Annotated in this window: 11 protein-coding genes and 1 riboswitch; of the genes, 8 read left to right on the plus strand and 3 right to left on the minus strand. The window is 56.6% G+C overall.

Going from position 1 to position 11,171, the window contains the following annotated elements:
• The first annotated feature begins 364 nt into the window (after positions 1–364).
• From Q0721_RS07615 to Q0721_RS07645, 8 genes are all read left to right on the plus strand, one after another.
• Positions 365–1,081 carry a polysaccharide deacetylase family protein gene (locus tag Q0721_RS07615; RefSeq protein ID WP_299027773.1) on the plus strand — a complete coding sequence of 239 codons (717 nt, stop codon included), beginning with the start codon at positions 365–367 and terminating at the stop codon, positions 1,079–1,081.
• Between the two features lie 726 nt (positions 1,082–1,807).
• Entirely contained in the window at positions 1,808–2,017 is a 210-nt protein-coding gene (locus Q0721_RS12375; protein WP_366519202.1) for a 4Fe-4S dicluster domain-containing protein, read from the plus strand.
• A 9-nt stretch (positions 2,018–2,026) separates the two neighbouring features.
• Complete coding sequence (locus Q0721_RS07620) at positions 2,027–2,383, plus strand: hypothetical protein (protein WP_299027774.1); 357 nt, start codon at positions 2,027–2,029, stop codon at positions 2,381–2,383.
• Between the two features lie 244 nt (positions 2,384–2,627).
• Positions 2,628–3,383, plus strand: a complete 756-nt coding sequence (locus tag Q0721_RS07625) for a sulfite exporter TauE/SafE family protein (RefSeq protein ID WP_299027775.1) — start codon at positions 2,628–2,630, stop codon at positions 3,381–3,383.
• 491 nt (positions 3,384–3,874) lie between these two features.
• Positions 3,875–5,125, plus strand: coding sequence for an aminotransferase class I/II-fold pyridoxal phosphate-dependent enzyme (locus tag Q0721_RS07630; protein ID WP_299027777.1), 1,251 nt, complete (start codon positions 3,875–3,877; stop codon positions 5,123–5,125).
• 111 nt (positions 5,126–5,236) lie between these two features.
• Positions 5,237–5,680: a CBS domain-containing protein gene (locus tag Q0721_RS07635; RefSeq protein ID WP_299027780.1), complete on the plus strand. Its 444-nt coding sequence runs from the start codon at positions 5,237–5,239 to the stop codon at positions 5,678–5,680.
• A gap of 11 nt (positions 5,681–5,691) precedes the next feature.
• Positions 5,692–6,126: a CBS domain-containing protein gene (locus Q0721_RS07640; RefSeq protein ID WP_299027782.1), complete on the plus strand. Its 435-nt coding sequence runs from the start codon at positions 5,692–5,694 to the stop codon at positions 6,124–6,126.
• Positions 6,108–7,358, plus strand: a complete 1,251-nt coding sequence (locus Q0721_RS07645; RefSeq protein ID WP_299027786.1) for a class I SAM-dependent RNA methyltransferase — start codon at positions 6,108–6,110, stop codon at positions 7,356–7,358. The genes Q0721_RS07640 and Q0721_RS07645 overlap by 19 nt, the downstream gene beginning before the upstream one ends.
• Positions 7,359–7,361: 3 nt before the next feature.
• On the opposite strand, the gene Q0721_RS07650 is transcribed toward Q0721_RS07645, so the two are convergent.
• The 3 genes from Q0721_RS07650 to Q0721_RS07660 are packed head-to-tail and all read right to left on the minus strand — an operon-like array spanning position 7,362 to position 10,896.
• Positions 7,362–9,083, minus strand: a complete 1,722-nt coding sequence (locus Q0721_RS07650; protein ID WP_299027789.1) for an iron ABC transporter permease — start codon at positions 9,081–9,083, stop codon at positions 7,362–7,364.
• On the minus strand, positions 9,080–10,231 hold the full coding sequence (locus Q0721_RS07655; RefSeq protein WP_299027791.1) for a thiamine ABC transporter substrate-binding protein: 1,152 nt from the start codon (positions 10,229–10,231) through the stop codon (positions 9,080–9,082). Before Q0721_RS07655 ends, Q0721_RS07650 begins: the two co-directional genes overlap by 4 nt.
• Positions 10,228–10,896 carry a thiamine diphosphokinase gene (locus Q0721_RS07660; protein WP_299027794.1) on the minus strand — a complete coding sequence of 223 codons (669 nt, stop codon included), beginning with the start codon at positions 10,894–10,896 and terminating at the stop codon, positions 10,228–10,230. The genes Q0721_RS07655 and Q0721_RS07660 overlap by 4 nt, the downstream gene beginning before the upstream one ends.
• A 59-nt stretch (positions 10,897–10,955) precedes the next feature.
• A riboswitch (TPP riboswitch) is annotated at positions 10,956–11,067 on the minus strand.
• Positions 11,068–11,171: the final 104 nt, after the last annotated feature.

Raw genomic sequence — 11,171 nt, forward strand, 5'->3', positions numbered from 1 at the left:
TCCTCCTTTGCTTTGCAAAGATGTTGTAATTGGTGCACTTTTCTGCAAAAATCATGTAGATCGGCTTTCTATAAGCGAGCGTTTATGGTGGGGCTATCTTGCTTTGGAGGGGTACCACACAGCGTAAAAATTAGCCAATACCGTTGTATTAGGCGGGTGGGGTAAAGGCTTTTGCTTTTAGGGATTCAGGGCTTTCAATAGGTTCTATCCCGGGCTTTTTTCACCAAATCTCCCGCCTGTCAGTTGAGCCTGCTGTTAGCTCGCTTTTGGGGAATGAGTGAATGTTGTAATGTCGAATATATCCCGCCGACATTTTCTAAAACTCTCATTAACCTTGATCTGTTATCCTTTTGTTGAGCCTCTTATGGATGAACTTTATGGAGGGGGAGCTATCTGGCATGGGGGTCGAGATAAGCAGGCGATTGCCTTAACGTTCGATGATTGTTACGACTACGAACTCCTGTGTGGGTTAGAGAATATTTTGGACCAAAACCCTGAGGTCCATATTACATTCTTTCCTACGGGTATTGCATTGTTGAATACGTTTTCAAAATGCCAGCAATTATGGCAAAGATTTCTTGCTAAGGGTCACGAGATTGGCTATCATGGCTATGATCACGCAATGCCAAGCAATCTGGGTTACCAACAGACGGTTGCAGACTTTGACAATTGGAACATGGCGCTTTCAATGGTGATGAGCAGAGAGGTAAGCATACGATTTGCTCGTCCCCCATATGGTGATTTGAGCCAAAACTTCTTGCGCGTATGTCGGGAGAGGAACATCATCCCTGTTATGTGGTCTGCCAATTGGAGTACATCCCATAAGACCAACTACAAGGAAGTAGAGGAAGTCCAAAATGGTGACATTGTGATTTTTCATATTCGCCATCAGGATATTGAGAGCTTTGAGAACATTTTGCCCATACTCCAAAAGAAAGCCATGAGAGCAGTTGGCTTGTCCGAATTATTATTTGGGCAAGATGAAACAGTAACATCGGAAATTCCAAGACCGGCCAGCGAAGCACAGCAAAAATCTCTTTGCGCTTACCCAGGATCCAGGCGAGATGTCTGTATAAAGTAAAACTTCTTGTGGCGACCCTCATAGCACAGAGGCAAAACCGTCTTGTTGCTGGGTGTACATGCGGAGAATTACCAAGGTGGGATCTCGGGCAAGGGGTCTTACACGTCCAGCCGTTTCTGCTAACACCAACTGTTGGGTTGCTCTTTTTGCAACTTTGGTTTTGCGCAATCTTTCAAACCTGAATTTACTACCCTTCCCTTTGCGGGTGGGAACGATCCTTCTTTACCATGTCGCGAATGCGCGGAGGCGATTCCTCTCCTCCGGTTCTGAAAGTGGGTTGACGTAGCGAGTCATCCTCGCAGGCACGCATTTGGTTGGTCCTGCCTAATCCAAAATGCAAATGTGACGGGCGATTGGTGACAATTGTCACTATTGACGACTTGGAAGTAGAAGATAAAATTGGCATTCGATAGTTTGAATATTATGTGAGGGAAGGCTTTCCTTAAAAAGCCACGAGGCCAATTTTTTAGGCCTCTAACCGAAAAATAAATTGGATGTGTTGAGCAGGCGTGGAAACTGCCCATCTAGATCATTGCATTTATTGTGAAGGGTTGAGGCAGTGTGAGCCACATCAGGAATTTTCCAAGTTTCATCTAGGAGGAAAAAATCGCCCTGTGCCCACGAAATGTCGAGCCCACTATGGCAAGTCGAGGTAAAGCCCGCCCGAATGGGGGCGCGCAAGATCTAAACCCCCAATCATGACATCTATCTCTTATGGAGGACCCAATGGCTCAAAACTGGTATCCCATTATCAATGAAGCGTTGTGTGCAAATTGCAACAGTTGCGTGGATTTCTGCCCTAATGGGGTATATGTGGCCGGGGATTTCCACCCCCTGGTGGTAAATCCCGAAAACTGCGTCGAATTCTGTCGGGGCTGTTCGAAGATTTGTCCCAATGATGCCATCACTTATTTTGGCGATAATCACAAACAATAGGAGGTCAACATGGCTCAAAAAGGTTTGTTGATGTGTGTATGTCAGGGCACTTGCCCTTCTTTTCAGAAAATGAATATCTTTGACGTGGCCAATGCGATTCGCCGTGAGAATTTGATTGATTATGTGGCCATTCACCCGCAGTTGTGCTCTACCGATGGGGATAAGTTCCTCACCACCTTGCTCAAGGGCGATATGACCGATAAATTGTACATCGCCGCTTGCGATCCGACCATGCAGGTCAAGATGTTCCGTGATGCGCTGGAGGCTGCCGGTTTCGATAAAAACAATATCCAAGGGGTGGATATTCGCAATATGACCACCGAACAGGCGGTTGCGGCCATCGAAGCGATGATTAAGAGCGAGTAAATCCGGCTAATCCCTTTAGGCAGTGGGGGATTGGCTCCCCCACTGCCGGCACGGGGGAAGCGAGGCGAGATCGCCGTTGGGTGCAGGCTTTAGCAGATTGCTTTTCTGACGTGATGGTGACCGCTGTTTTGATCGTTGGTGAGAAAGTCGTTATCGCGGCTTGAACCGGATCGCGCTGGTATTGCTAAGGGTGCTGAAGGGGCAAGTTGTTTAGATCAGAACATCACGCTGCGAGGGGCCCCCTATGTCCATGACCACTTATGTGATCAGTGCGCTCCTGGTTTTCGTGTTTTCGGGTCTTTTAGGCATGGCCGGTTTGGGGGCTGCCTTTTTGTTCGTCCCCTTGTTTTATTACTTGGGGATACCCCTGGCCGAAGCTACTCCCACCGCTTTGCTGCTCAATGTGGTTAGCCTGGCGTTTGCTGCTGTTAACTACTGGCGTGGTCAGCTGATTAACTGGCGGGTGGGGCTACCGGTGTTACTTATGGCAGTAATCCTCTCGCCTCTGGGGGCGAGGTTGTCGGCTTCGGTCAACAAGAGCCTGTTGTTGGGCATGTTTGCTGCTTTTCTGGTCTTTGCAGGGTTCATGATGCTTTTCTATAAAGCCAGGCCGCGCGGGCAACCCTTAAGTCGCTTGGTTGAGGTGGGCTCTGGGATCGGAGCAGGCAGTGCGGCCGGCTTTCTCGGTGGGCTGCTGGGGGTAGGGGGCGGAAACTTCGTCTTGCCGGTACTCACCTGGTTGGGATTGGATACCAAGGTGGCGGCTGGAACGACCTCTCTGGTGGTGGTTTTCTCTTCGCTGTCTGGATTTCTTGGTCATGCCACTATGACCAGTTTGGACCCGTGGTTTGTGGGGGTCACGGCCATCATGGCAGGCAGCGGTTCTATGGTCGGTTCCCAGTTGATGAAAACAAAGATCTCCAGCGCCCAACTGAAAAAGGTCATTGGTGTGCTTCTGTGGGGCATCGCCATTAAGATCGTTTTAGATCTCCTCGGGTAAAAGTCGGAACAAGGACATGATCACCGCCAACGCCGATAGCTGAGGCTTGCCAGCCCGTGGAACGGGTGCAGGCACGCATGCGTCCGTGCGCCTTGATGGGCTCCAATCCAGTCACCTCAGACCCCATTGGCTTGGCTGAATCCACGGGGTTTGTACAACTTTGACAGCTTGGTTTCTCCTTCCTGCCGAATTCGCTTCCAAATTTGTGCCCCAATAGTATTGACTTTTGGCGCATTCTGCCTATAATCAGGCGCAAGAGGTCACGATTGAGAGCATGAGTATCCAATTCGCAGGCGCTGCTTTATTTCTTTTGATGGCCATGGGGATGATGATGGCGATGGTCATGCGCCGCTTTTCCCGGCAGGCAGCGCTTGCGGAGGGAAAAGTGATCTAAATCCTTATCCCTGAAACGCAAGTGGAGTCAACCAACGGGCTGCCTGCCAACGAAGGCAGCCCGTTCTGTTTATCCCTAATCCTCTGGAGGTGATCCCATGGCTCAAGTTTCTATCCCCTCAACCACCCTCTCTACCCTGGAAGATGCCCCCACGGCCTCAGAATGGGGCGAATCCACCTGTGCCATCCATGCTGGGAGCGCGCGCTGTAAGCCCTACCATGCCCTCATTGAGCCCCTGGTGCAAACGGCCACCTACACCTTCCGCAACAGCCAGGAGGTGGTGGCCTATCAAGAAGCGCACACGCGCGGGCTACCCACCGACCGGCTGGAGTATGGACGCTATGGCAATCCCACGGTGGCTGCCTGTGAGGCGCGCGTGGCGGCTCTGGAGCACGCCGATGCCGCCATTCAATTTGCGTCGGGCATGGCGGCGATTACCACCACTCTGCTGGCCCTCTTACAGCAGGGCGACCATCTCATCATGACCGATGACTGTTACCGTCGCACCCGCCAGTTTTGTCTGGAGGTATTGCCACGGCTGGGCATTACCACCACGATCGTGCCTCTCGGGGATTATGCAGCGCTAGAATCTGCTATCCAGCCCAATACCCGCCTCTTGCTTTCTGAAACCCCTACTAACCCTTACCTGCGTGTCCTGGATGTGGAACGCTTTGCTGAGATTGCCCGCCGCCACGGGTTGATCAGCGTCGTAGATAGCACCTTTGCTACTCCCTTCAACTTGCGTCCCTTGGATTGGGGGATAGACCTGGTCATCCACTCCGCCACCAAATATCTGGGTGGGCACAACGATCTACTGGCCGGGTTTGTGGCCGGACGCGCCGAGTGGGTGACCCCAGTGCGCGAATTGCACAATATCCTTGGCGCTACCCCTGATCCGCACAACGCTTACCTGCTGCTGCGCGGCCTCAAGACGCTCAGTCTGCGGGTCATCCGTCACAATGAGAACGGTCAACGTGTGGCGGAGTTCTTAGCGGGGCACCCGGAAGTGGAACAGGTGTGGTACCCGGGTTTGCCCTCCCATCCTGACTACGCCGTGGCCCAAGCACAGATGAAGGGCTTTGGTGGGGTCGTCTCGTTCACCGTGCGCGGCGATCTCTGGCGTACCGCGCGCTTTATTGATCGCCTGCAAATTCCCTATATCTCGCCCTCGTTGGGAGGGACTGAAAGCCTAGTCATCCAGCCAGCGTTGATGTCGTATTACGATGTGCCACCCGAGGAGCGCCGCCGCTTGGGCATCCGGGATAACCTGGTGCGTCTCTCGCTGGGGCTGGAGGACGCCGATGACCTAATAGCGGATCTGCGCCAGGCACTCGATGGTCTTGAATAAGATAAAACCGACAAATTTCATTCGGTTCGCCATAAAAACTTGACAAAGCGCTGCTTTCGTTGATAATCAATGTAAAGTTGGCTCGACCCCACGCGATGGAGGAACGCAGCGATGGCGATTGTCAAGAACTTGCTCGATAACAAAGGCCGGCAGGTCTGGTCGGTGACGCCACAAACCCCCTTGCGCGAGACGTTGAAACTGATGGCCGAGAAAAACATCGGTGCCGTGCTGGTGCTAGAGCAGGGCAAGATTGTGGGCATTTTCTCTGAACGCGATTACGCGCGTTATGCTGCCAGCCGTGAGTCGCTCTTGCTGGATGAACCGGTAGGTAATTTCATGACCCGGTCGGTGTATTATGTCAGCCCCCAGCAAACGGTGGAAGAGTGCATGGCGCTGATGACCGCCAAGCACATCCGTCACCTACCAGTGCTGGAAGACGATCAATTGGTTGGCGTTATCTCCATTGGCGATGTGGTCAAACAGTTGCTGGAAGAAAAAGAGATCACCATCCAGAGTTTGGAGAATTACATTCGCGGCCGCACGCACACCATTTAGGGATAAGGGCCATGGGGATTGTCCGTCAGTTACTTGAAGATAAATCGTGCCAGGTGTGGTATGTAACGCCATCGTCAAGTGTCCTGGAGGCGCTGAAACTGATGGCTGAGAAGCGCATTGGGGCCGTGGTGGTCGTTGAAGGCGGCAAGATTGTGGGCATCTTTTCGGAGCGCGATTTTGCTCGCAAGGCCATCAGCGGGCAGATCACCATGCACACCCCGGTGCGCGAGATCATGGTCTCTCCGGTTTACTATGTTACCCCCGACCAGACGGTGGAAGACTGCATGGTCTTGATGACCCAGCACCGTTTCCGCCATTTACCCGTGCTTGAAGATAATCAATTGGTTGGGATCATCTCAATTGGAGATGTAGTCAAGCGCTTACTGGTGGAAAAGGATGCCGAAATCAAGAGCTTGGAAGACTACATTTGGGTCAACATGATTTAAGGCGCGCTGTTTACGAAGTGGAGCTGCTCTCGCCTGCCTATGGTGGCACCTGCTTGGGGCGGTTACCGGATGGGCGGGCGGTCTTTGTGCCGTTTGGGCTGCCGGGTGAGCGGGTGCGGGTGCGTTTGGTTGAGAGTAAGCGCACCTTTGCCCGCGCTGAATTGCTCGAGGTGTTGCAGCCCGCTTCCCAGCGCATTACGCCACGCTGCCCGCACTTTGGCAAGTGTGGGGGTTGTCATTACCAGCACACCGATTACGCCACGCAGTGCGCGCTCAAAGCGGCCATCTTGTACGAGCAACTTCAGCGCCTAGCGGGTATCCCCGAGCCGCCGCTGCGCCCCCTGGTGCCTTCCCCCTGCACCTGGAATTACCGCAACACGGTGCAGTTTCACCTGGATGAGCAGGGACGCCTAGGTTACCATCGCGCCGATTCGCACCAAGTGGTGGCCATCCAAGAGTGTCATCTACCCGAGCCGGTGCTTAACCAGGTCTGGCCACAGTTGGATTTTGAGCCTCTGCCGGGTCTGGAGCGGGTGGAGTTGCGCGTGGGTAGTGGGGAAGAGGTGCTCTTGATTTTGGAAAGCCACGACCCCCAACCCCCGGAGTTTAGCGTGGACTTCCCCCTTTCGGCGGTGCACCTTAGCCCGGCGGGAACGATTGTGCTGGCCGGCGAGGACTACCTGGTGATGGAGGTGCTGGGGCGTCCCTTTAAGGTTTCGGCGCCCTCGTTCTTCCAGATCAATACCGCTCAAGCGGCGGCCATGGTGCAGCACTTGCTGGAGATCCTGCCCCTAACGTCGCAAACCACCTTGCTGGAGGTCTATTGCGGGGTGGGGCTGTTTACGGCCTTTTTGGCACCGCGGGTGGGGCGCTGCCTAGGGGTGGAGGTTTCACCCAGTGCCTGTGAGGACTTTGCGGTCAATTTGGATGAGTTCGACCACGTGACACTTTACCAGGGCGCAGCGGAAGAGGTGTTGCCCTGGCTAGAGGTACGCCCGGATGTGGTGGTGGTGGACCCTCCCCGCGCCGGCATGGCGCCGGCAGCGCTAGAGGCGCTCATCCGCCTGGAACCCACTTACATTGCTTACGTTTCCTGCGATCCAGCCACCCTAGCACGTGACCTGCGGCGGTTGGTGGAGGCTGGCTATACCTTGCGTCAGGTGACGCCGTTTGATCTTTTTCCCCAGACATACCACATTGAGAGCATTAGCCTGTTGATGCGGGTGGGGTGAGCCTCACCAGGTTTGGGGCAGCCCCGGCAGGCGCAAGCGTTCGATCACGGCAACGCCAAGCCCGCATAGTATCATCAAAATCGTGGACATGGCCAGGGCTTGTCCGTAATTTAACGCCCCTGGCTGGGAAATGAAGCGGTAAATCGCTACCGGCACGGTGGGATACTCTGGGCGCACCAGGAACATGGTGGCGCCGAACTCCCCCAGTGAAGCGGTGAACGCAAACACTGCTGCCACGATAACCGCGCGCAGGACAATTGGAAAATCCACTTCCCACCACACACGCCATGGAGACGCCCCCAAGACGGCAGCGGCCTGGCGCAGATTAACAGGGATGGCAACCAGTGCCGGCTGCAGGGTGCGCACCACAAAGGGCAGTGCCACCAGTGTGTGAGCAATCGGGATCATGAGCGGAAAATCCCGCGCGATCAGCGGCGGGCGGTTGAAGACGACGATGAAGCCCAGTCCCAGGGTTACCGCGGAAGTGCCCAGGGGAAGCATGAGCAGGATATCCAACCAGCGTGGCGGACGGCGCAGGCGCGTCATGGCGGCAGTGGTTAATCCACCCAGACCAAGGGCCAGGCCCATGGTGGCACCCGCGTAAAGTAGCGAATTGCGCGCCGCCTGAATCGGGGGCACGTAGAAGTAGGAACCGCGGCGATTGATGAAAAGTTCACGGTAGTAATCCAGGGTGAACCCCGGCGTGACCGTACCGCGCTCGCCGCGGGCGGCCTCCAAGCGTGCCACTGAGCGCAAGGGCAGGGCGGCCATGGGCAAGAGGAGCAGCACAATCAATACCGTGAGCATGACCCCGACAAAAGTGCGTTCAGCGAAGGTGCGGGGCGGGTGGAGCCCCTCACCGTGAACGCGAGGGGCAATAGGGACGCTGACCTGGGCCGCGATGCGCTGATACAGCCATAGAAAGATTAGTGTGCAGCCCAGTTGCACTACCGAGAGCAGGCCTGCCAGGGGCAGGTTGAGCATTTGCAGGGCCTGGAGATAGATTTCGACTTCCAGAGTGGCGAAGCGCGGCCCTCCCAGAAGCAGGATTACGCCGAAACTGGTGAAGTCGAAGAGGAATACTAGCAGAGTGGCTGCTAGAATGGCTGGGCGGAGCAAGGGCAAGGTGACTTCCCACAGAGCCCGCCAAGGTGAAGCGCCCAGCACGCGCGCCGCCTGTTCCAGGCGCGGATCCAGTTGTGCCCAGGCGCTGCCCACCACGCGCAGGACAATGGTGGTGTTGTAGAAAACATGCGCCAGAAGAATGGCGCCTAGGGAGTGCATCAAGCGGATGGGCGGTTCGCTGAGCCCTAGTCCCTGCATCAACAGGACATTGAACCAGCCGCGTGGTCCGATCAGGGCGTTGAAGCCAGCGGCGACAACCACGGTGGGCAGGATGAAGGGTAGGGTGGTCAGCACGCGTAGAATGCCCTTCCCAGGAAAGGTGAAGCGCCCAAATAGATAGGCCCCTGGCAGGCCAACCAGCAAAGTGAGCAGTGTGGAAAGGCCGGCCTGCCAGAGGGTGAAAGCCAGGGGGCGCTGCAGGCGCCCCCACAGCCCGGGGGAAGGACCCTCGCGGAGCAGGGCTTCTCCGGCCAGGCGCAAGATGCTGAGCAGAGGGGTGAAGTAGAAAATAAGCAGGAAGAGCAGAGGTAGCAGCCACAGCCCGAGGGCGGCCCATCCTCGGGTTGGGCGGGCAGGCTGAGCAACCGCGCGTGGGCTCACCGCAGCACCGTGTCCGTCCAGGCCTGGATCCAGGCTTCGCGCTTCTCGGCGATCAGCGCTGGGTCAAGGGTGGCCGGTTTTTCGGGGATCTGGGCGTATTTCACAAACGCCTCGGGTAATTGGGCTTGGCGGTTGACCGGAAAGACGAACATCTGCAAGGGCATGTCTTCCTGGAAGCGGCGATCAAGCATGTAATCTACCCACTTCTCGGCCAGGGCGCGCTTGGATGTACCTTTGAGGATGCCCACAAACTCAATTTGACGGAAGCAGGTATCGGGAGCGACGATAGAAGCGGTGGGGGCCTCATCCAGCGGCTGCTCGGCAAAAATCACCTCGGCAGGCGGGCTGGAGCCATAAGAGACCACCATTGGCTGCGGGCCTTTGCCCGAAGAACCGCTGAAGTTAGTATAGTAAGCCGTCTCCCAATCGTTGACTACGACCACGCCGTTCTCGCGCAGCCCTTTCCAGAAATCCAGGTAGCCCGGATCCCCAAAATGGGCGATGGTGGCCATCAGGAAGGCCAGGCCAGGCGATGAGGTTGCCGGATTTTCCACCACCAGCAAGCCCTTATACTCGGGTTTGAGCAGGTCTTCCAGCGATTGCGGTACGGGCAGGTTGCGCTCGGCGAAGTAGCGCTTATCGTAGTTGATGCATACGTCCCCGTAATCCACCGGCAGGACGCGGTGCTGCGGATCGAGGATGAACTCTGAGGGGATGTTGGTTAGTAACGGAGATGGGTAGGGCTCAAAGAGGTCTTCTTGCAGGGCGCGGGAGAGGAAAGTGTTGTCCACGCCATAGAGGACATCCGCCAGAGGGGCGCTCTTGGTCAGGATAGCCTGGCTGAGCATGGCACCGGTATCGCCGCTCGGCAGGATGACCAGTTTGACGTTGTATTGGCGTTCAAACTCGGCGATGACCTCCTCGCTGGCGGCAAACGAGTCGTGGGTCATCAGGCGCAATTCAGTAGGAGCGGCGGGGGTAGGTGAAGCCACAGGGGCAGTTGTGGGTTCAACCAGCGCGGTTACCGCCGTTGTCGCCGTTGCCACCGGGGGAGCGGTGGGCGCAGTTGGAGTGGCTGGCGCGCAGGCCGCCAACGTTAGTATCAGCACCATCAGCAGGATGGTTAGACGTGAAAATAGGGTTCTCATCCTACACCTCCGATAAGGGTTTGCGGGGAGCGGTGGGTGTGGATGCAGAGGAGGAGGCCGCTTTCCAACCGAATGTGAGCCTGCGGGGCGATGAGTTCGTTGCTAATGCCACGGGTGCGCTCCGGGTAGAGCGTTTCGCCCCGTAGGGGGTAGCGCAGTCCCTGGGTGGTGATCCCATGTGCCGGGCCCAAGAGGGGGAGCAGCGAGACCGTCTCCCCCGGCTTGCCCTCAATGGTCGCCTGGTCGCGGATGAGGAAAACTTCCTGCACCCCATCGTCCAGGCGCACATCGCAGGCCGCCAGTTCCGGCAGCATCAGCAGGAAGAGGTTACCCAAGGTCTGATCCAGGCGTCCGCCGAGCGCGGCCACCACGCGGATGGTGCGATAGCCGGCCCGCGCCACCCATAAAAGGGCTAATTCCAGATCGGTCTCGTTCTTTTCCGCCGGATGGCGTTCGATGCGCACCCCCCGCACCTGCAACGCGGCCAGTTGCTCCGCCGCAACCGAATCCAGATCGCCGATGAGCAGGTGCGGGTAGCGCCCCAGGCGGCGCACATGCGCCAGACCGCCATCGGCGGCGACTAGGAAATCCTGGGGCTGTAGCCAGGCCGCGACCGCGGTAGGGTTTGGGAGTTCGCCGTTGGCAAAGATCACTGCGCGTGTCATTAGTGGTGCTCCAAAAGCACCCGCCCTCCAAGCAGGGCGGAGGGCGGGAAAATGAGCGGTAGCCTCGTGCTATCGTCCCTCCGCCGGCATTACCCGGATCAGGTTCTGCGGGTCGAGGGCTGGACGGCCCTCCTCTCAGCCCGGCCTCACCGGGCTCCCCGTTGTCTGTGTTTAGTATAGCCGGAATAAGGGGAAAAGTCAAATGGTTGGGGTAGGACATGGGTGATGTTGGCAACCGCTCCAGAGGATTAGGGGACATGCCGAAACCTTGCACC

It is taken from the genome of uncultured Thermanaerothrix sp., assembly GCF_938028735.1.
Taxonomy (GTDB): Bacteria; Chloroflexota; Anaerolineae; order Anaerolineales; family Anaerolineaceae; genus Thermanaerothrix.

Bases quoted from the DNA above. Each gene is read 5' to 3' on its own strand.
- Q0721_RS07615 (WP_299027773.1), top strand. From the start codon at position 365: ATGGATGAACTTTATGGAGGGGGAGCTATCTGGCATGGGGGTCGAGAT.
- Q0721_RS07635 (WP_299027780.1), top strand. From the start codon at position 5,237: ATGGCGATTGTCAAGAACTTGCTCGATAACAAAGGCCGGCAGGTCTGG.
- Q0721_RS07620 (WP_299027774.1), top strand. From the start codon at position 2,027: ATGGCTCAAAAAGGTTTGTTGATGTGTGTATGTCAGGGCACTTGCCCT.
- Q0721_RS07660 (WP_299027794.1), bottom strand. From the start codon at position 10,896: ATGACACGCGCAGTGATCTTTGCCAACGGCGAACTCCCAAACCCTACC.
- Q0721_RS07625 (WP_299027775.1), top strand. From the start codon at position 2,628: ATGTCCATGACCACTTATGTGATCAGTGCGCTCCTGGTTTTCGTGTTT.
- Q0721_RS07640 (WP_299027782.1), top strand. From the start codon at position 5,692: ATGGGGATTGTCCGTCAGTTACTTGAAGATAAATCGTGCCAGGTGTGG.
- Q0721_RS12375 (WP_366519202.1), top strand. From the start codon at position 1,808: ATGGCTCAAAACTGGTATCCCATTATCAATGAAGCGTTGTGTGCAAAT.
- Q0721_RS07655 (WP_299027791.1), bottom strand. From the start codon at position 10,231: ATGAGAACCCTATTTTCACGTCTAACCATCCTGCTGATGGTGCTGATA.
- Q0721_RS07630 (WP_299027777.1), top strand. From the start codon at position 3,875: ATGGCTCAAGTTTCTATCCCCTCAACCACCCTCTCTACCCTGGAAGAT.